Source organism: Mesorhizobium sp. P2_A12, from assembly GCF_056405075.1.
The window spans coordinates 181178-199910 of the sequence record NZ_JBFUCU010000004.1 but is presented as its reverse complement, the minus strand read 5'-3'; the positions used below and the strand labels follow the sequence as shown (position 1 = coordinate 199910).

The 18733-nt window shown below is 64.9% G+C and carries 18 protein-coding genes; 9 read left to right on the top strand and 9 right to left on the bottom strand.

Annotation, left to right across the window (positions count from 1 at the left end):
• Positions 1 to 82: 82 nt before the first annotated feature.
• From AC1DZU_RS11260 to AC1DZU_RS11225, 8 genes are read left to right on the top strand one after another with little or no spacing between them, the layout of a single operon-like run.
• Positions 83 to 925: an ABC transporter permease gene (locus AC1DZU_RS11260; RefSeq protein WP_477285429.1), complete on the top strand. Its 843-nt coding sequence runs from the start codon at positions 83 to 85 to the stop codon at positions 923 to 925.
• Positions 918 to 1712: an ABC transporter permease gene (locus AC1DZU_RS11255; RefSeq protein WP_477284575.1), complete on the top strand. Its 795-nt coding sequence runs from the start codon at positions 918 to 920 to the stop codon at positions 1710 to 1712. The genes AC1DZU_RS11260 and AC1DZU_RS11255 overlap by 8 nt, the downstream gene beginning before the upstream one ends.
• The gene (locus AC1DZU_RS11250) at positions 1709 to 2782 is read left to right on the top strand and encodes an ABC transporter ATP-binding protein (RefSeq protein WP_477284572.1); all 1074 of its coding nucleotides are present in this window, start codon (positions 1709 to 1711) and stop codon (positions 2780 to 2782) included. The genes AC1DZU_RS11255 and AC1DZU_RS11250 overlap by 4 nt, the downstream gene beginning before the upstream one ends.
• Positions 2783 to 2794: 12 nt before the next feature.
• Entirely contained in the window at positions 2795 to 4069 is a 1275-nt protein-coding gene (locus AC1DZU_RS11245) for a glycosyltransferase (protein ID WP_477284570.1), read from the top strand.
• Positions 4066 to 4416, top strand: a complete 351-nt coding sequence (locus AC1DZU_RS11240; protein ID WP_477284568.1) for a cupin domain-containing protein — start codon at positions 4066 to 4068, stop codon at positions 4414 to 4416. Before AC1DZU_RS11245 ends, AC1DZU_RS11240 begins: the two co-directional genes overlap by 4 nt.
• A gap of 18 nt (positions 4417 to 4434) precedes the next feature.
• Positions 4435 to 4776 (top strand): cupin domain-containing protein, encoded by a 342-nt coding sequence (locus tag AC1DZU_RS11235; protein ID WP_477284566.1) that lies wholly within the window; start codon positions 4435 to 4437, stop codon positions 4774 to 4776.
• Positions 4777 to 4805: 29 nt separating this feature from the next.
• Positions 4806 to 5150, top strand: a complete 345-nt coding sequence (locus AC1DZU_RS11230) for a cupin domain-containing protein (protein WP_477284564.1) — start codon at positions 4806 to 4808, stop codon at positions 5148 to 5150.
• A gap of 20 nt (positions 5151 to 5170) precedes the next feature.
• Positions 5171 to 6721 carry an aldehyde dehydrogenase family protein gene (locus tag AC1DZU_RS11225; RefSeq protein WP_477284562.1) on the top strand — a complete coding sequence of 517 codons (1551 nt, stop codon included), beginning with the start codon at positions 5171 to 5173 and terminating at the stop codon, positions 6719 to 6721.
• Here the strand turns inward: AC1DZU_RS11225 and bla are convergent.
• Entirely contained in the window at positions 6631 to 7518 is an 888-nt protein-coding gene (gene bla / locus AC1DZU_RS11220) for a class A beta-lactamase (RefSeq protein ID WP_477284560.1), read from the bottom strand. The genes AC1DZU_RS11225 and bla overlap by 91 nt on opposite strands.
• A 104-nt stretch (positions 7519 to 7622) precedes the next feature.
• On the opposite strand from bla, the gene AC1DZU_RS11215 reads away from it, so the two are divergent.
• Positions 7623 to 8510 (top strand): LysR family transcriptional regulator, encoded by an 888-nt coding sequence (locus AC1DZU_RS11215; RefSeq protein ID WP_477284558.1) that lies wholly within the window; start codon positions 7623 to 7625, stop codon positions 8508 to 8510.
• Between the two features lie 89 nt (positions 8511 to 8599).
• On the opposite strand, the gene AC1DZU_RS11210 is transcribed toward AC1DZU_RS11215, so the two are convergent.
• The 8 genes from AC1DZU_RS11210 to AC1DZU_RS11175 all read right to left on the bottom strand — a co-directional run bounded on the left by AC1DZU_RS11210 (position 8600) and on the right by AC1DZU_RS11175 (position 18714).
• Positions 8600 to 10666: a 3-hydroxyacyl-CoA dehydrogenase NAD-binding domain-containing protein gene (locus AC1DZU_RS11210; protein WP_477284557.1), complete on the bottom strand. Its 2067-nt coding sequence runs from the start codon at positions 10664 to 10666 to the stop codon at positions 8600 to 8602.
• 363 nt (positions 10667 to 11029) lie between these two features.
• Positions 11030 to 11977, bottom strand: a complete 948-nt coding sequence (locus tag AC1DZU_RS11205; protein ID WP_477284555.1) for an ABC transporter permease — start codon at positions 11975 to 11977, stop codon at positions 11030 to 11032.
• 2 nt (positions 11978 to 11979) lie between these two features.
• Entirely contained in the window at positions 11980 to 12960 is a 981-nt protein-coding gene (locus AC1DZU_RS11200) for an ABC transporter permease (RefSeq protein ID WP_477284553.1), read from the bottom strand.
• 1 nt (position 12961) lies between these two features.
• Complete coding sequence (locus AC1DZU_RS11195) at positions 12962 to 14431, bottom strand: sugar ABC transporter ATP-binding protein (RefSeq protein ID WP_477284551.1); 1470 nt, start codon at positions 14429 to 14431, stop codon at positions 12962 to 12964.
• A gap of 49 nt (positions 14432 to 14480) precedes the next feature.
• Positions 14481 to 15494, bottom strand: a complete 1014-nt coding sequence (locus tag AC1DZU_RS11190; protein WP_095084081.1) for a substrate-binding domain-containing protein — start codon at positions 15492 to 15494, stop codon at positions 14481 to 14483.
• Between the two features lie 94 nt (positions 15495 to 15588).
• Positions 15589 to 16479, bottom strand: coding sequence for an SMP-30/gluconolactonase/LRE family protein (locus AC1DZU_RS11185; RefSeq protein ID WP_477284548.1), 891 nt, complete (start codon positions 16477 to 16479; stop codon positions 15589 to 15591).
• 214 nt (positions 16480 to 16693) lie between these two features.
• On the bottom strand, positions 16694 to 17428 hold the full coding sequence (locus tag AC1DZU_RS11180) for a response regulator (protein ID WP_457150201.1): 735 nt from the start codon (positions 17426 to 17428) through the stop codon (positions 16694 to 16696).
• A complete protein-coding gene (locus tag AC1DZU_RS11175) occupies positions 17428 to 18714 on the bottom strand; it encodes a sensor histidine kinase (protein ID WP_477284546.1) in 1287 nt (428 codons plus the stop codon). Before AC1DZU_RS11175 ends, AC1DZU_RS11180 begins: the two co-directional genes overlap by 1 nt.
• Positions 18715 to 18733 lie beyond the last annotated feature (19 nt).

The following is an 18733-nucleotide window of genomic DNA, read 5'->3' as shown; positions in this document are numbered from 1 at the left end:
ATCACGGCCGGCGGCGCTTCTGCTGCCGGCCTTGAGCGGTACCCAAACATTGTCCCAGACCAGACTTCGCTCCTCCTTGCTGATGGCCCCGGCGCTGGTCTGGCTGACCGCGCTGATGGTCGTGCCGTGCGCGCTGGTGCTGGCGCTCGCCTTCTTCCGCCGCGGCATCTATGGCGGCATCGAATACACCTTCACGCTGGAGAATTTCGGGCTGGTTTTCGACCCGCTCTATGCCGGCATCTTCCTCAAATCTGCACGCATCGCCGGCACGGCGACGCTGATCGCGGTGGTGATCGGCTATGCCGCCGCCTATGCCATATCAGCAGCACCGCGCCGGCTGCAGCCGGTGCTGCTGTTCTTCGCCGTGCTGCCGTTCTGGTCCAACTATCTGATCCGCACCTATGCCTGGATCGTGCTGCTCAACCGCGAGGGCCTGATCACCCAGCTGCTGCGCTGGTTCGGCTACACCGGCGAGCCGCCGTCGATGCTCTACACCGAAGGTGCCGTCATCGCCGGCCTGGTCTACAACTACCTGCCCTTCGTCATCCTCGCCTGTTACGCGCCGCTATCGCGGCTCAATCCGGAGCTCGCCGAGGCTTCGCGTGACCTCGGCGCTTCGGCCATCACCACCTTTCGCCGTGTCATCCTGCCGCTGACCGTGCCCGGCATCGCCGCCGGCGCCGTGTTCGTCTTCGTGCTGTCGATCGGCAACTTCGTTACGCCGGCCCTGCTCGGCGGTGGCCGCTTCCAGATGATCGGCAATCTCGTCTACGACCAGTTCCTGACCGCCAATGACTGGCCCTTCGGCGCGGCGCTCGCCATGATGCTGATCGCCATCATGCTGCTGGTGCTGATGGCGCAGGCGCTGGCCGCCGATCGCGCCTCGGGCCGCGCCGCGCCAGTGAGCGGAGGCGCCGATGGCTGAGCGCTCTCCCGCCACGCGGCGCACGCTCTGGCTCGTACTGAGCCTGGTCTTCGCCTTCCTCTACATCCCGATTGCCGTGCTGGTGGCGCTGTCCTTCAACGAGGGCGGCCTGCCGACCGCATGGTCGGGCTTTTCGCTGAAATGGTATGTCTCGCTGGCCGGCAATTCCGCGATCCTCTCAGCGGCGCTCAACACGCTGATCGTGGCACTGGTGTCGACGGCCATCGCCACGCTGCTCGGCACGCTGCTGGCGATCGGCGTCGAGATGCGCCGACATTATGGCAAGGGCCTCGAGGCGCTGATCTTTGCGCCGATGATCATTCCCGACATCGTGCTGGCGATCGCGCTGCTCTCGTTCTTCTCCATGCTCAACCTCACCTTGGGCCTGCACACCATCATCCTTGCCCACGTCGTCTTCAACCTCGCCTTCGTCTGCTCGGTGGTGCGCGCCCGGCTGAAAAGTTTCGACTGGTCGATTGTCGAGGCGTCCACTGACCTTGGCGCGTCCGCAGTGACCACCTTTCGGCGGGTGACATTGCCGGTCATCCTGCCGGCGGTCATCGCCGGCGCGCTGCTTGCGTTCACGCTGTCGGTCGACGAGTTCATCATCGCTTTCTTCACCGCCGGCGCCGGGCGAGCCTCGACCACGCTGCCGATGCAGATCTACGCGATGATCCGCTTCGGCATCACGCCGGAGATCAACGCGCTGGCGACCATCGTCATGGTGGTCTCGATCACCGCGCTGACCTTGTCGCAGCGGCTCAATCGAGGGGTCATCGGCCAATGAGCGAACCGCGCACGCTGCTGGCCATCGATCATGTGTCGAAGAATTTCGGCCGCGTGACCGCTGTCGACGGCATCTCGCTCGACATCCGCGAGAACGAGTTCTTCGCCCTGCTCGGGCCTTCGGGCTGCGGCAAGACCACGCTGCTGCGCATGCTGGCCGGCTTCGAGACGCCGAATGACGGGCGCATCCTGCTCGACGGCCGCGACATCGCCAGGATCCCGCCCAACAAGCGGCCGGTCAATCTGATGTTCCAGTCCTACGCGCTGTTTCCGCATATGAGCGTCAGGGCCAACGTGTCCTACGGCCTGGAAATGGAGCGTTTGCCGGCTAGCGAAATCCGTTCCCGCGTCGATGCCATCCTGGCGACGACCGAACTCGTCCCCTTCGCCGACCGCAAGCCGGAGCAGTTGTCGGGCGGCCAGAAGCAGCGTGTCGCGCTCGCCCGGGCTCTGGTCAAGCGACCCCGGCTGCTGCTGCTCGACGAACCGCTCGGCGCGCTAGACAAGAAACTGCGCGGCGCCATGCAATTGGAATTGAAGCGCCTGCAGCACGAGGTCGGCATCACCTTCGTCATCGTCACCCACGATCAGGAAGAATCGCTTGTGATGGCCGACCGCATGGCCGTACTCAAGGACGGCCGGTTGCTGCAATGCGACACCCCGCATGCAATCTACGAGCATCCCGCCGACCGCTTCGTCGCCGACTTCATCGGCGTGATGAATTTCGTGCCGGGCAAGGCCGCCGCCGATGGCGTGCTCGCCGGCAATGGCACGCGGATCGCCGGCAAGGTTCCCCCCAAGCTTGCGCCCGGTGCGTCCGCTGTCGCCTCGGTGCGGCCAGAGCGCATCCGGCTGTTCCCGTCAGTGGAGACCGCCAACCGCACCACCGGCACGGTCGAGGCATTGGCCTATCAGGGGCTCGACCTGCAGCTGCATGTCCGCACCCCCCTGTCGCCAAAGCCATTCCTGGTGCGCGTCACCGCCGATGCGGCGGACCGCCGGCCGGTCTCGTCGGGCGACCAGGTCGAACTCGGCTGGGACGCCGCCGATGTCAGAATTTTCGCAGAGTGAAGGAGAAGCCTGATGGCGCAGAAGACGATCGCGTTTTTTCCCGAAGCGGCCTATGGCCCGGCGCTCAATTCCGTCGGCATCGCCCAGGCGGTCGAAGCGCGTGGACACAAAGCGGTGTTCCTGTCCGATCCCGGCTTCGTTGACGTCTACAAGGGCTACGGCTTCGCAGCCCATCCGGTGAACCTGTCCGAGCCGATGCCGCCCGAGCAGATGGCCAAGTTCTGGGAAGATTTCATCAACGGGCATATCCCGAACTTCCGCAAATCGCCCTATGATCAGGTCGACAATTACGTCAAGGATTGCTGGACGGCGATCGTCGACAGCGCCAAATGGGCGCAGAAGGATCTGCCGCGCGTTCTGGCTGGCATTAAGCCGGATGTCATCTGCGTCGACAACGTCATCCTGTTCCCGGCGATCAAGCAGTTCGGCAAGCCGTGGGTGCGTGTCATCTCCTGCTCGGAAAACGAGATCGAGGACGAGGACATCCCGCCGCATCTGTCCGGCTGCGGTGAGAACGACCATGCCGGCCACCAGCGCTACCGCGACCATTTCAACGCGGTGATCAAGCCGATCCATGACGACTTCAACGCCTTCCTCACCGCCAACGACGAGGCGCCCTATCCGATCGGCCAGTTCTTCGAGGCCTCACCCTACCTGAACCTGCTGCTTTATCCCGAGGCGGCAAAGTTCAAGCGCCGCCATCCGCTCGATCCGGCAAAATTCCAGTATCTCGAAGGCTGCGTGCGGCAGGAAAAACCCTACACGGTGCCGACCTTCGCCGAGAACAATGACGGACCGCTGCTTTATGTTTCCTTCGGCAGCCTCGGCGCCGGCGATGTCGACCTGTTGAAGCGCATCATCGCGACGCTGGGCAAGACGCGCTACCGGGCGTTGGTCAATGTCGGCGGCTACAAGGACCAGTACACGGACGTGCCCGGCAACGTCATCGTCGAAAGCTGGTTCCCGCAGCCCTCGGTCATCCCGCAGGCCGATGCGGTGATCCACCATGGCGGCAACAACTCATTTACCGAGTGCCTCTATTTCGGCAAGCCGGCCATCATCATGCCCTATGTCTGGGACGGCCACGACAACGCCACTCGCGTTGAGGAAACCGGCCACGGCTTCGGCATGCCGCGCTACGACTGGAACGATGCCGAGCTCGTCGCCAAGATCGAAGCCTGCCTGACCGATCCGGCGATGAAGGCCAGGCTGGCGAAGACCTCGGCGCAGATGCACGCGCAGAACGGCCCGGAAAAGGCAGCTGGGTTGCTGGAGGCGCTGCTGTGACCTCCTCCGCACCACACCTCCATCAGGCCTCGACCCGCACCGATCTCGTCGACTGGGGCGCCCAGCCGGATGCGCTGGACGGCGCGTCCCATTCCACTGGCAGGCTGGTGCACAAAGGGCCGAACAACCAGCCGGAATCCGGCATCTGGGTCTGCACGCCTGGCCGCTGGCGCCTTAGCATCCCGCGCGATGAATTGTGCCATTTCGTCGCCGGCCGCGCGACCTACAGGTCGAATGTCGGCGAAGTGATAGAAGTCATTGCTGGAACCGTGGTCATTTTCCCGGCCGGCTGGGCGGGCGAATGCACCGTGCATGAAACCATGCGCAACGTCTACATGCTGGCCTGATCCTCGGAGCTTCACGATATGCCGACACCGCACTGGCAAAACGCCTCGACAGTGGACCTGGATGATTGGGGCGCGGGCACCAACACGCTCGCCGGCTCGCCGCGCGCCTCGGGCAAGATCCTGTCGCAGAACCCGGACGGATCGAGCGAATGCGGCCTGTGGTCATGCACACCGGGCACACGGAAGGTCACCTTTCCTGCCGACGAGTTCTGCCATTTCCTGTCGGGACGCGGCAGCTATATCCATGAGAACGGCGAAGATGTTCCGGTCGAGGCCGGCACGCTTGTGTTCTTCCCCGCCGGCTGGACCGGCATCTCCATCATCACCGAAACGCTGACCAAGGCTTTCATGTGCCGGTGAGCACCAATGCCATCCCAGGGAAAATCGATATGACAACACCGATCATGAAGTCCCCGCTCACTATTACCGACCTCGTCGACTGGGGCGTCATCCCGACGATGATCGAGGGCGAATCCCACACTTCGGGCAAGCTGCTTTACAAAGGGCCTGAAGGCCGCTCCGAATGCGGCCTGTGGGTGTGCACGCCAGGCAAATGGCACTGCCACGTCACCCGCGACGAGTTCTGCCACTTCCTTGAGGGCCGCTGCACCTATGTCCATGAATCCGGCGAGATCATCAAGATCGAGCCGGACACGGCGGCGTTCTTTCCGCAGGACTGGAAAGGCGTCTGCACCGTCCATGAGACGATCAAGAAGGTCTACATGATCCGCTGAGCGGGTCGGAGAGGATATCCATGCATTTCTCCCCTGACCGGCCGACTTTCTTCGTCAATCCCGATTACTGGCAGATGACCGGCGCGACGAAACCGGTAATCGACCCGGCGACGCTGGAAACGGTCGGTGCCATAGCCGCTGTGACAGATGGCGAGATCGATGCAGCGCTGACTGCCGCCACCAAGGCGCAGGCCGCCTGGAAAAGGCTCGACGCCAAGAGCCGCGCCAAGCACCTCCATGCCGTCGCCAATGCCATCGAAGCGGCCGACTTCACGCGTTGTGCCGAGCTGATGGTGCGCGAGATGGGCAAGCCCTATCCGGAAGCCATCGGTGAGATCGCCAATTGCGCGCCGATCTTCCGCTACTATGCCGAGATGGCGCGCGACGATGCCGGCAAGATCGCCGGCACGACGCAGGCCGGGTCGTTCCAGTATGCGCGCTACGAGCCCTATGGCGTCTCCGTCCACATCATGCCTTACAATTTCCCGATCCTGCTGATGTGCTGGACGGTCGCGGCGTCGCTGGCCGCCGGCAATGCCTGCGTCATCAAACCGGCCGAGGCGACGACGCTGTCGACGCTCGATTACATGACCGTGTTCCGCTCGCTGCCGGAGGGGATGGTCTCCTGCCTGCCCGGCGGCGCTGCCACCGCGCAAGCGCTGATCGTTTCCGACCGCACCCACGCCGTCGCCTTCACCGGCTCGGTCGCCGCCGGCAAGGCGGTGGCGGTGGCTTGTGCCGAGCGCATGAAGCCGTGCGTCATCGAAGCCGGCGGTAGCGATCCGCTGATCATCAGCCAACACGCCCCGCTCGATGTCGCCGCGGCCGGCAGCGTCACCGCCGCCTTCCACCTCACCGGCCAGGTCTGCACCTCGGCCGAGCGCTTCTTCGTCGTCGACGCGGTGCATGACTGCTTTGTCGACCTGTTCGCCGAAAGGACACGCGCGCTGCGCATCGGCAACGGCATGGACAAGACCGAGATCGGCCCGTTGGTCAGCGAAGGCGCGCGGGCGAAAGTGATGCGCCTTGTTGACGATGCCATTCGCAACGGTGCCAGGGCGGTCACCGGCGGCCGCATCCCGCCCGCACACAACACAGGCTGGTTCTACGAGCCAACGATCCTGACCGGTGTCACCCCTGATATGGCGATCGTGCGCGAAGAGTGTTTCGGGCCGGTCGCCGCGATCTGCCGGGTCCGGGATTTCGACGAGGCGATCCGGCTTGCCAATGACAGCCCGTTCGGGCTCGGCGCCTCGGTGTTCACCACCGATCTGGCCGAGGCGCATGAGGCCGCCGAGCGGCTCGAGGCCGGCATGGTCTGGGTCAACAACCCGCTGATCGACAATGACGCCTTGCCCTTCGGCGGCTGGAAGGCTTCAGGCCTTGGCCGCGAGCTTGGACGCCAGGGGCTGGACGCCTTCCGCCGCTCGAAGATGGTGATCATCGACCACGGCAACGCCGCGCCGCCCGATACAAAGATTTACACCGCGATCGCTTCGACCAACGCGCGCGAGACAGCGGCAATGACGGCGTTGCGCTTGGCCAGACTCTGTTTCGTGCCCGTCAGATAGACCGACATCAAGATCGGGTTGCCGGAAGCCGGCCAGATGACGGCCGCGTCATTGGTGCTGCCGCGCGCGCCAGTTCCGGTCTTGTCGCCGCATGTCCAGCCTTTCGGCAGTGCCGCCCTTATGCGCTCGTCGCCGGTCTTGTTCGCCACCAGCCAATCGACAAGCTGCGCCCGGCCCTTCTTCGACAGGCTGTTGCCGATCGTCAGCCGTTCGAAATTGTCGGCCATGGCCAGCGGCGAGGTCGTGTCGCGCGCGTCGCCCGGCAGCGACTCGTTCAGCTCCGGCTCGATGCGGTCCAGCCTGGTCACCTTGTCGCCGACCGAACGCAGGTAGGCCGTCAGCTGCGCCGGGCCACCAAAGGACTCCAGCAACAGATTGGCCGCCCCATTGTCGCTGACCGTCACGGCGGCCTGGCAAAGCTGCGCCACCGTCATCTCGCCGCCGGCATGTTTCTTGGTCGTCGGAGAGTTCGCGATGACGGCGTCGTGCGGAATCTTGATGCTGCGGTCGAGCTGCTCGATGCCGCCATCGACACGATGCAGGATGAATGCGGCCGCAAGCGCCTTGAAGGTGCTGCACATGGGGAACAACTCGTCCTCACGATAGCCGAATTGCGCGGTCGTTCCGGAGATCCGGCAGGCCACGCCGAGCCGGCCGCCGCTTTTCGCCTCGATCCGCCTTATTTTCGGCAAGACCCCATCAAATTTTGTCGGGCTCGTTGCCGCCTTCGCAATGGCGCCAACCGGGGCCGTCAAAACCACCGCGAGACCACTGATGAAACTGCGTCTGCTTGTCATGTCCACACTCTCTGTCGCCCCGCGCAGCAGAACTGGACCGGATCCGGCGCCATCGCAAACGAGTAAACATCGCCCCGGCCATAAGAAAAATTAGGGCTGGGATGATGAAGCGATCGCACCTCCCGTTGAATGGCTTGCGCGCCTTCGAGGCCTCTGCAAGGCATCTCAGTTTCACCGGCGCCGGCCTCGAACTGCGCGTCACCCAGGCCGCCGTCAGCCATCAGATCAAGGGCCTTGAAGAGGTCCTTGGTATCAGGCTTTTTCGCCGATTGCCGCACGGCCTGGCTTTGAGCGAGGAGGGCGAGGCTCTGTTGCCGGTACTGAGCGACGCGTTCAACAGGATCAGCGTCACGCTTGACCGCTTCGAGGGTGGTCGCTTCAACGACATCGTCACCGTCGGTGTCGTCGGCACCTTCGCGTCGGGATGGCTGATCCCCAGATTGCCGGCATTTCACCAGGCCTATCCGGACATAGAGCTGCGCATCTCGACCAACAACAACCGGGTCAATCTCGCCGCCGACGGTCTCGACTTTGCCATCCGCTTCGGCGATGGCTCCTGGCAGGGCACCGAGAACACACCGTTGCTGCCCGGCGCCTTCTCGCCGGCCTGCACGCCCGACATCGCCGCGGGTCTGCGCGACCCGTCCGATCTCGCGCGCGAAACGCTGCTATGCTCGTACAGGGAAGACGAATGGTTGCGCTGGTTCGAGACGGCAGGGTGCCATTGCCCGCCGATCAAGGGCATCGTCTTCGACTCATCGGTCACCATGGCGAACGCTGCCGTCCAGGGCGCCGGAGTGGCGCTGCTGCCGATTTCGATGTTCAGCCGCGAGCTCTGTTCGGCTGAGCTGGTGCAGCCTTTCGACTGCACGGTCGACGTCGGCCGATATTGGCTGTCGGCGCGGCGCAGGCGCCAGAACTCGCAGGCAATGACCATCTTCGCCGACTGGTTGAAGGCCGAGACGGGGTGCAGTTCCAGGAAAAGCGTGTAGCGGCCTTCCCGGGAAAGCGCATGGCGCTTCCCTTAGGGAATTGCGTCAAAGCAAAGAGATAGAGCGGGTCAGCGTTTCCGGAGAACGCTCTAGCCCCCGGCTTCCCAGGAGCCGATTTCGGCCATTCGCTTGAGCAACGGCGCCGGTTTGAAGACCTGCCTGCCGGTCCGCTGATGCCAATACTCGAGCCGCTCGATGATCTTGCCCGCTCCTTCAAGTCCGGCCCAAAACATCGGGCCGCCCTTGCCGACGGGAAAGCCGTAGCCATTGGCCCAGACGACATCGATGTCGGAGGCGCGGGCGGCGACGCCTTCCTCCAGGATCTTGGCGCCCTCGTTGACCAAGGGATAGAGCGTGCGTTCGATGATTTCTTCCGCGCCGATCGCGCGCGGCACGATGCCCTTCTCGGCAGCCTTGTCGCGGATCAGCGCCTCGACCTCGGGATCGGGCACTGCGGTGCGCGCGCCGGCCTCGTAGAGATAGAAGCCACGGCCGGTCTTCTGCCCGAAACGGCCCTGTTCGCACAGCGTGTCGGCGATCACGGCCGTCTGGCCGCGCGCCTTGCGGTTGCGCCAGCCAATGTCGAGGCCGGCGAGATCGCCCATCTGGAACGGCCCCATCGGCCAGCCGAAATCGGTGAACGCCTGGTCGATCTGGCGCGGCGTTGCGCCCTCCAGCAGAAGCGTCTCGGATTCGGCGCCACGCGCCGCCAGCATGCGGTTGCCGACAAAACCGTGGCAGACGCCGACGACGACAGCCACCTTGCCGATCCGCCGCGCCATGTCGACGACGGCAGCCAGCGCATCGGGCGCGGTCTTCTCGGCGCGCACGATCTCCAAGAGCTTCATGACATTGGCCGGCGAGAAGAAATGCAGGCCGAGTACATCCTGCGGGCGCGAGGTCGAGGCGGCGATTTCGTTGATGTCGAGATAGGAGGTGTTGGTGGCGAGGATTGCGCCGGGCTTGGCCACAACGTCGAGCTTGCCGAAGACCTCCTTCTTGACCGCCATGTCCTCGAACACCGCCTCGACGATCAGGTCGCAATCGGCGAGATCGGCATAGTCGGTGGAGCCGGTGAACTGGGCGAGACGCTGCCGCTTGGCATCTTCGGTCAACGATCCCCGCGTGACGGAGACGGCATAGTTCTTGTCGATGGTGCCCAGTCCGCGTTGCAGCGCCTCCTGGCTGGTCTCCAGCAAGGTGACGGAATAACCGCCATTGGCGAAAGCCATGGCGATGCCGCCGCCCATGGTGCCGGCGCCGATGACGCCGATACGTGCGATCCTGCGCTTGACGAGATCTTTGCCGGGAACCTTTGCCGCCTCACGTTCGGCGAAGAACAGATGGCGCTGCGCACGCGACTGGTCGCTGGCGACGAGCTCGACGAACAGCGCGCGCTCCGCTGCCAGCGCTTCGTCGAACGGCAGCGTGACGGCATTGCGCACCGCCTGCGCACAAGCGATCGGTGCTTCGAGGCCGCGCGCTTTTTTTGCAAGGTCCGTCGCCTCGGCGTCGAAGGCCGCCAGATCGGTCTCCTTGAGCCCATCGTTTCGATCGCGCACCGGCGTGAAGGGACCACCCTTGCGGGCTATTTCCCTGGCGAAGTTCACGGCATGCGTGGTCAGATCGCCGTCGAAGACGGCGTCGACCAGACCGGCGGCATGCGCCTCTTCTGCACCGATCGGCGAACCGGAAACGATCATCTTGAGCGCCTTCACCGCGCCGACCAAGCGCGGCAGCCGCACCGTGCCGCCGCCACCCGGCAAGAGACCGAGCTTGACCTCCGGCAGGCCGAGTTTGGCGCCGGTGTCGGCGACGCGGAAATGGCAGCCTAGCGCCAGCTCCAGGCCACCGCCCAGCGCGGTGCCGTGGATGGCGGCGATCGTCGGCTTGGCGATGGTTTCCAGCGTTGCCACGATGGCGCGCAGTTCGGGCTGCTGCACCGGCTTGCCGAATTCGGTGATGTCGGCGCCGGCAACGAAAGTTCGGCCGGCACAGACGATGACGATGGCGGCGACCGACGGATCATCCCGCAACCCAACGAGAGCCTGCATCAGCGGTTCGCGGACCTGAAAGCTCAGCGCGTTGACCGGCGGATTGTCGATGGTGACGATGGCGACATCGCCGTCACGGCTGACCTTGAGGAAATCGGACACGCAAAACCTCCCAGCATTGTTGAGCGGCCGTGGCCGCGCGGACCGGATTTACAGCGCCGTGACGCGGATGGGAACCCGATGCCGGCCTGGCACAATGGTTACCGGTCTTGAAAAGCCTAGCGCTGGCCGGCAACCTCAGCCGCCATCATCTCCGGCATCGCGGCGTAGTAGCGATCCTTCGCACCCCCCTCTGCTCTGCCGGGCATCTCCCCCGATTGGACGTCGCCTCGGCTTCCGCCAATCTCCAACGCTGTAAGAATGAGCGACGCGCGAAGGCTGCCGATCTCCCCCCTTGTGGGGGAGATGTCCGGCAGGACAGAGGGGTGTGCTGTCCCGCCGACATCGGCGTTTTCGCCATCGCAACTACCGGAGCGCCTTCTGCCCACCAGCGGCCGTGATGACACCGACAATGATCAGCCCGGTCAGCAACAGCCGCACGCCGGCGCTGACACCGAACGTGTTGAGCATGGTCAAAAGCAGCACCAGGAACAGCGCCGCACCCCAGACGCCCGGCACGTTGGCCTTGCCACCGGCCACCGATGTGCCGCCGATGACGACGACGGCGATCGAGGCCAGCAGATACTCGTTGCCGATATCGACATTGGCGCCACGGAAATAGCCGGCGAGCAGCGCCCCGTCGATGCCACCGAGCGCCCCGGACAGCGTATAGGTGAGGAAGCGAATGCGGCCGACATTGACGCCGGCAAGCCACGCCGCGCGGATGTTCTGGCCGATCGCCAGCACCGAGCGGCCATAGATCATGCGTTGCAGCGCGATAGCAGCACCGATGGTGAACAGCACGGTAAGGATCGCCAGCACCGGAATGCCCAGCACCTGCCAGTTGGCGAAATCGGCGAAGCCGGGCGGCGGCTTGATCTGCAGCCCGCGCCCATAGCTGATGTCGATCGACTGGATGATGAAGCTGGCCGACAGCGTGGCGATGATCGGCGGGATGCGTAGCGCCCAGATCAGCAAATAGTTGGCGGCGCCGATCGCGGCACCGGTGGCGAGCGCCGCCAAAAGCCCGACCACGATCATGGCATCGTTGCCGTCCATCACCTTCATGGCGACGGCGCTGGCAAGGCCGATATTGGCCGGCAGCGACAGATCGACATTGCCCGGCCCAAGCGTGATGACGAACATCTGGCCGATGCCGACAATGACGGTGAACACCGCCAGCGACAGCGCCGCCGTGACCATGCCGCCGGCGCCATAACCGCCGGTGAAGGCGATCGTCGCCAGCCACACCAGCAAGGCACCGAGGAACGACCAGATCCAGGGTTTGGCAAGCAGTGGTTTCAATGCGGCCATGGCTACCTCTCCCTGCGGCTGATCAGGACGCGGGCCGCCAGCACGATGATCAGGATGGCGCCATTGGCGGCCACCTGCCAGTCGGGCGGAATGTGCATGAAGGTGAGCAGCGGCGAGGCGGCCAGCGCCAGTGTCAGGGCGCCGATCACCGCGCCGATCGGCGACACCCGGCCGCCGACGAATTCGCCGCCGCCGAGGATGACGCCGGCAATCGCCAGCAGCGTATAGCCATTGCCGATATTGGCATCGGCCGAGGTGGTGATGCCGATCAGTGCCATGCCGGACAGCACGCCGAACAGGCCGGCCAGCGCAAACAGCACGATCTTGGTCTTGAGCAGCGACCAGCCGGCGCGGCCGAGGGCCGCCGGATTGCCGCCGGAACCGCGCAGGATCACGCCGTAGGAGGTACGCATCAGCCCGAAATGGACGATGAGGCCGATCAGCAGCGCCGCGATGATCGGGAACGGCACGAAAGGCGGCTTGAATGCCATGAACGCCAGCAGCCAGTCCGGCGCCTTGCCGCCGGGTTTGGGCAGGACGAGGATGGCCAGCCCCTGCCAGACGAAGCTCATGCCGAGCGTCACCACGATCGAAGGCAGATTGCGCAGATGGATCAGCGCGCCGAGCAAGGCATAGACGGCGATCGACCCGAGCAGGATGGCGACACCGATCAGCGGCGCGTCCTTCAGCCAGGTCGCGGTCACGCAGCCAACGAAACCGACGAAGGTGCCTATCGATAGGTCGAGTTCATTGCCGGCGATGACGAACATCTGCGCGATCGTCGCCAGAGCGATTGGGATCGCCAGGTTCAGCATCAGGCTGAAGCCGAAATAGCTGATGGCCCGCGGATTGAGCCAGGCGATGGCGAGCAGCACCAGCGCCAGCGACAGCGCCGGCAACAACCCGCGCAACAGGCGAGCACGGGCCAGCGCGCCACGCTCGGCGGAACTCCTTGCAGTGGTGTCGAGGCTGGCGGCCGTCATCTCAGGCCGCATCGCCGAACGAGGACTGGATAATCTTCTCTTCGGTCAATTCGTCGCGGCCCAGATTGGCGACGATGCGGCCGTTCTTGAAGACATAGATGTGGTCGCAATTGTCGAGCTCTTCGGTTTCCGTGGTGTACCAGAGGAAGGTGCGGCCGCGGCGGGCCTCTTCCTGTACGAGGTCATAGACCTCCAGTTTGGTGCCTATATCGACGCCGCGCATCGGGTCGTCCATCAGCACGATCTGCGCGTCCGAGCCAAGCGCCCGGGCAAACAGCGCCTTCTGCTGGTTGCCACCCGACAGCGAGAAGATGTTGTTGTTCATGTCCGGCGTGCGGATGCCGATCTTCTTTTGCCAGACTGCAGCGAGCTCGGCCTCGCGCTGCGGCGAGATCAACAGCCCGTTGCGCAAACGCGCCAGCGAGCGGATGCCGATATTCTGCGCAATCGACCATTGCGGGAAGATGCCGTCCGACTGGCGGTCGCCGGCCACCAGCGCCACCGGCGCGGTGACCTCGATACCGGCTCGGGCACGCGATGCAGCAGCGAAGATCGCCAGCAACAGGTCGGTCTGACCATGGCCCGCCAGACCGGCCAGGCCGATGATCTCGCCGGCACGGGCGACAAGGTCGGTGCCGTCCTTCTGCACGGCGGGTCGCGCCCGCACCCGCAGCGGGCTGGCCCCCGGTTTGGCGTCGGCGACCTGCGCCGCGATATTCTGGCGCGCTTCCGCCCCGCCCATCGCCGTCACCAGCCGGTCGCGGTCGAAGGCACCAGCGGCGTCGGCGACAACCACCTTGCCGTCGCGCATCACCACGATGCGATCGGCATTCCGCAACACCTCGCCCAGCACATGCGAGATCAGGATGCAGCTTTTGCCGCCGGCGACGAAGCGCCGCACGAAGGCCAGCAACTGTCCGGCCGTGTGCGCGTCGAGCGACGATGTCGGCTCGTCGAGGATCACGAGGTCGAGCCGGTCCTGCGTGACCGTGAAGGCGCGCGCCACCTCGACCATCTGGCGCCGGCCGATCGATAGGTCGCCGACGATGTCAGACGCCGAGATGCTGTGGCCAGGAAAGATCTCGTCGAGCTTGGCGGCGATCAGTTCGGCAGCCTTGCGCCGCCAGCCGAAGCCGCGCAGCGAGGCATGGTTGATGCGCGTGTTTTCGGCGACGCTGAGATTGGGACACAACGACAGTTCCTGGAACACGCAGCGTATGCCCAGTTGCTGTGCCCGCGACACCGAGTAATTGTCCTCGATACCGCCATGCACGCCGATCTGGCCGCTGTCAGGCACGAGCGTGCCCGCAACCATGTGCATCAGCGTCGACTTACCGGCGCCATTGTGGCCGACAAGCCCGACGCATTCGCCCGGGCCAACGTGGAAATCCACACCGCCCAGCGCGCGAACGGCGCCGAAGTGTTTTTCGGCGCCGTTCAGTCTGATGATGTCAGCGTTCCCTGCAACCATGCTCAACGATATCCGCTCGACGATACGGACGGCAACGCTTCTCCGACACTCACTTGATGTTGGCTTTGATGGCCGCGATCGCGTCCTCTTGCGTGTATTCGTGGCTGGCGACGCCACCCTTGACGATTTTCGGCAGCTCGGCTTCGAAATCGTCCTGGGTGAAGGCCAGATACGGCACCAAGAGATCGTGCGGGATATCGGTGCGGCCGTCGAGTACCTGTTGCGCCACCCAGAAAGCGAGCGACGACACGCCCGGCGCGATCGACGCCGACCAGGTCTTGTAGCCGTCCTTGTCCTTTTGTTCCTTCCACCACTGCAACTCATCCTGCCGGTTGCCCATGATGATGGTCGGGCGCGGCTTGCCGGCGGCGGCAAAGGCCTGCGCCGCGCCATAGCCGTCACCGCCCTGGTCCACGATGCCGACGACATCGGGCAGCGACGGCAGGATGGTCGCGACCGCCTTCTGCGCGGTGGTCTGGTCCCAATCGCCGGTCACCGAGCCGACGATCTTGAACTCGGGATGGGCAGCGACACCTTCAAGGATGCCGGCATGGATGGCGTCATCGATCGAGGTGCCGGCCAGGCCGCGGATTTCCAGCAGATTGCCGCCCTTGGGCTGGAACTTGGCCATCTGCTCGACTTCCTGCTTGCCCATGTCCTTGAAGTCGACGACGACGCGATAGGCGCAAGGTTCGGTGACGGTGCCGTCGAAGGAGACGACGGTGATGCCGGCGTCACACGCCTGCTTGATGGCGCCGTTGAGTGCGTCCGGCGAAGCGGAGTTGATGACGATCGCGTCATAGCCCTGCAGAATCAGGTTCTGCACCTGAGCCGCCTGCGTCGGCACTTCCTTGTCGGCGGTCGTGAAGATATCGGCCGCGCCGACGACCTTGTCGGCGACCGCCTTCTTTGTGACGATGCCATAGCTGTCGAGCATCGCCTGCCGCCACGAATTGCCGGCGTAGTTATTGGAGAAGGCGATCTTCTTGCCACTGGTGTCGGCAAGTGCGGTGCCCGAGGCGAGCATCGCCGCCAGAGCGCCCAAGACAAACAGTTTCTTCATGTCGTAATCCTCCCAGATGTTTACTGCTGCAGTTCCTGCCGGTTTTGACCCCGGCCTCGCTCCCAATCTGATTTGAGCACGGACGGTCCCGAACTCAAAACAGTCTCAATCCCGGCACGCGCACCCGGAGCCGGTACAGCGACGTCGATGCGGCGATGTAGAGGCTCCTCAGATCGTCGTCGCCGAAGGTGAAATTCGCACAGTCTTCCGGCGTGCGGATGACGCCCAGAATGGCACCCGACGCGTCGAAGACATGGATGCCTCCGGGGCCGGTGCAGTAGACATTGCCGCGGCTGTCGATCTTCATGCCGTCCGGCGCTCCCGGCCCGTCGCCTTCGGTCACCGCCCACACCGCACCGCCGTTGAGGTCGCCATCCGCCTCGACGCCGAACACCCTGATGTGTCCGCGTTCGGTGTCGTTGATAAACAGCCGCGACTCGTCCAGCGAGAAGCAAAGCCCGTTCGGCTGGACGAAATCGTCGGCCAGCAATGTCAGCCGGGCGCCGTCGCCGTCGATGCGGTAGACGCCCTGGAAAGACAATTCCTGCGGCCGCGGCACGCCGTAAAATTCCACTCGGCCATAACCCGGATCGGTGAAGTAGATCGAGCCGCCGGTGGCAACGACTATATCGTTCGGGCTGTTGAGCTGCTTGTCCTGATGGTGTGTGGCAAGAACGGTCACGCTGCCATTGGGCTCGGCGCGGGTCACCCGGCTGGTCGCGTGCTCGCAGGTGACCAACCGTCCCTGGCGATCCAGCGTATTGCCATTGGCCTTGTGGCTCGGCTCGCGGAACAGCTCGATCTCGCCCGTGGCGCTGCGGCGATACATGCGGCTTTCCGGAATATCGGAGAAAACCAGCCACTTCTCATAGGGATGCCACACCGGCCCTTCGAGGAAACCGAAGCCGCTCGCCAGCGTTTCGATCGTCGCATCGCCGACGACGTCGTCGAAGCCGGAATGGCGAGCTCGCGCCGACACCGACATCACTGGTGCCTGGCGGCGCGAACAGCCGTGCGAATTCGCATGGCGACGAATGGCATGAGCGCTTCCCTGATATGTATTCTTATTGAGGATCGAAGGTAGTTGCGGCACCGGCGTGGCGATACGGGTCAAAGCGCACGCCCGACTGTGCATTTGCACAGTCGCACCCGAGCAAAGGAAAAGTGTCAAACGGTTTTCCGAACCGCTCTGGCTGCATTCAGTGATCGGGCGAAGCCTGCGCCAGCCAGGCGTCGAGCCGGTCCTGCTCGCGGCGCAGCGCGTCGATGTTGATCAGGCCTCGCGCCATGGCGAGATAGATCGCCCGCGTCCGCGAGTTGAACACGGATGCATCGCCGGCCCCGTCCTCCGCCGGCACGATGCCGAGCTTGTCGTAGACATGCTTGATGCGGCTCTGCGCGCCGCGGATCGACAGGCCGCGGCGTGCGGCGATCGCCCGGTCGGTCAGGCCAAGCGCGATGTCGATAAGGCTTTCATATTCGCCGTCGGTGATGCCCTCGAACTTGTCCTGGACGCGGTGCTGGATGCCGCGGATCTCGCGGTCGATGATGCAATGGCCCTCGCGGAAAACGCCGCGCAAGGCCGAGCGCATGCCTTCCTCCGTTGCCGATTTGAGCACATAGCCATAGACCGAGCCGGGCGGCACGATGCGCGCCACGCCGCGCACATAGGCCTCGTCGGCGAAGTTCGACCAGAACAGGATGTGCGTGCCGGCGCGGCGGTTCCAGATCGCCCTGGCAACCTCGATCCCGGTCGCCTTCGGCATCTGCAGGTCGAGCACGACATGCGGCGGCTCGCGCTCGGCCGCAAGGTTGATGGCGTCCTCGCCGTCGCTCGCTTCGATCACCTCGACGTCGCCGGGCCACAATTGCTCGACGGTGCGCCGCGCGAAGGTGCGGTGCAGTCCGTCATTTTCGGCGATCATCACAAGCATCACATGGCCTCCGACACGGCGAGCTGGCCGGGCGCCGCTGCAGCCGCCGCAACCGGCAGCTCCCGCGACGGCCGGCGGTCGATCTCCACGACGACACGGGTGCCGCCGCTCTTGCGGCCGGCCTGCCCAATGCGCAGCCGCGCACCGATCAGCGCGGCGCGCGTATGCATGTGGCCAATGCCGCCATGGGCGGCCGGATCGATAGTGCCGCAGCCCTGGCCGTCATCGGTGACGATCACCCGCAGCACGCTTGCGGTCGAAGCCAGCAGCACGTCGATGCGGCGCGGCGCAGCATGCCGAACCGCATTGTTGATGGCTTCCTGCACGATCCGGTAAAGTGCCGTGCGGACGGGCTCCGGCAGATTGTCGGCGCCGCCGTCGCTGGTGTCTGCGATGCGCACGGCGATGGGCGGCTTGGCTCTGGCGACGCTGCGGTTGAGATGCGCTTCGACCGCATCGCGCAGGCCGAACAGTTCGAGCACGCTCGGCCGCATGTCGTCGACGATGTGGCGCAGTTCCGTCAGGCAGCCGGCGACCTCCTGCTCGAGGTCAGCAAGCTGCGCCGCCCGCGCCACGCCCTGGCCGCGCAGGGCCGAAAGCTGGCGTGCGATGCGGGCGAGGTCGGCAAGCGTCTGGTCATGCAGGTCCATCGCCATGCGCCGGCGTTCGCGCTCCATGCCCTCGGTCAGTTGCGAGGCGCCGACGCGCAGCAATTCGACGCGATTGCGCGCCTCGCTCTCGGCAAGCATGGCGCGGCGCGCCTCCTCGGTCTGGATCAGCGCAAAGATATAGGGCGCGATCAGGTCGGCGCATTGCTGGGCGACCGCGACATCGGCAAGCGTGTAGCAGCCGACCTCGTGCCGGCTGATGTTCAGCGCCCCGATGATGCCGCCACGTGCCCTGAGCGGCACGACGATGCGGCTGCGCAGCCTGGCGGCGAAGATCGGTCCGTCGATGGCCGTGGCGAAATGGAAGCGCTCGTCGCGCAGCGCGTCGTCGGAGAGCAGATATGCCACCTCGCCCCACAGCACCGAGCGAATCGGGCTGACTTCGGTCGGCAGCGGATGCTGGGCAAGCTCGCTCCAGCTGGTGTGGAAGCCGGCTTCATAACAGGCATGCCTGCGCCCGTCATGCGACAGCACCGCCAGATCCATGTGGTCGTGCGGAATGAGCGTCCCGATCTCGATGGCTGTGGCGCGAAACGCCGTGCCGGGATCGATATGGCCGGCAAGCGCCGCCGAAATCGCCAGCAACCGGTCGATCAGGACCAGGGACACCTCCGGCATGGCTGCGCGATCCTCCCGT

Excerpts from the sequence above, each read along its gene's own strand:
- AC1DZU_RS11260 (WP_477285429.1), top strand. The coding sequence starts at position 83 with ATGGCCCCGGCGCTGGTCTGGCTGACCGCGCTGATGGTCGTGCCGTGC.
- AC1DZU_RS11255 (WP_477284575.1), top strand. The coding sequence starts at position 918 with ATGGCTGAGCGCTCTCCCGCCACGCGGCGCACGCTCTGGCTCGTACTG.
- AC1DZU_RS11250 (WP_477284572.1), top strand. The coding sequence starts at position 1,709 with ATGAGCGAACCGCGCACGCTGCTGGCCATCGATCATGTGTCGAAGAAT.
- AC1DZU_RS11245 (WP_477284570.1), top strand. The coding sequence starts at position 2,795 with ATGGCGCAGAAGACGATCGCGTTTTTTCCCGAAGCGGCCTATGGCCCG.
- AC1DZU_RS11235 (WP_477284566.1), top strand. The coding sequence starts at position 4,435 with ATGCCGACACCGCACTGGCAAAACGCCTCGACAGTGGACCTGGATGAT.
- AC1DZU_RS11230 (WP_477284564.1), top strand. The coding sequence starts at position 4,806 with ATGACAACACCGATCATGAAGTCCCCGCTCACTATTACCGACCTCGTC.
- AC1DZU_RS11225 (WP_477284562.1), top strand. The coding sequence starts at position 5,171 with ATGCATTTCTCCCCTGACCGGCCGACTTTCTTCGTCAATCCCGATTAC.
- bla (WP_477284560.1), bottom strand. The coding sequence starts at position 7,518 with ATGACAAGCAGACGCAGTTTCATCAGTGGTCTCGCGGTGGTTTTGACG.
- AC1DZU_RS11215 (WP_477284558.1), top strand. The coding sequence starts at position 7,623 with ATGAAGCGATCGCACCTCCCGTTGAATGGCTTGCGCGCCTTCGAGGCC.
- AC1DZU_RS11205 (WP_477284555.1), bottom strand. The coding sequence starts at position 11,977 with ATGGCCGCATTGAAACCACTGCTTGCCAAACCCTGGATCTGGTCGTTC.
- AC1DZU_RS11200 (WP_477284553.1), bottom strand. The coding sequence starts at position 12,960 with ATGACGGCCGCCAGCCTCGACACCACTGCAAGGAGTTCCGCCGAGCGT.
- AC1DZU_RS11195 (WP_477284551.1), bottom strand. The coding sequence starts at position 14,431 with ATGGTTGCAGGGAACGCTGACATCATCAGACTGAACGGCGCCGAAAAA.
- AC1DZU_RS11190 (WP_095084081.1), bottom strand. The coding sequence starts at position 15,494 with ATGAAGAAACTGTTTGTCTTGGGCGCTCTGGCGGCGATGCTCGCCTCG.
- AC1DZU_RS11185 (WP_477284548.1), bottom strand. The coding sequence starts at position 16,479 with ATGTCGGTGTCGGCGCGAGCTCGCCATTCCGGCTTCGACGACGTCGTC.
- AC1DZU_RS11180 (WP_457150201.1), bottom strand. The coding sequence starts at position 17,428 with ATGCTTGTGATGATCGCCGAAAATGACGGACTGCACCGCACCTTCGCG.
- AC1DZU_RS11175 (WP_477284546.1), bottom strand. The coding sequence starts at position 18,714 with ATGCCGGAGGTGTCCCTGGTCCTGATCGACCGGTTGCTGGCGATTTCG.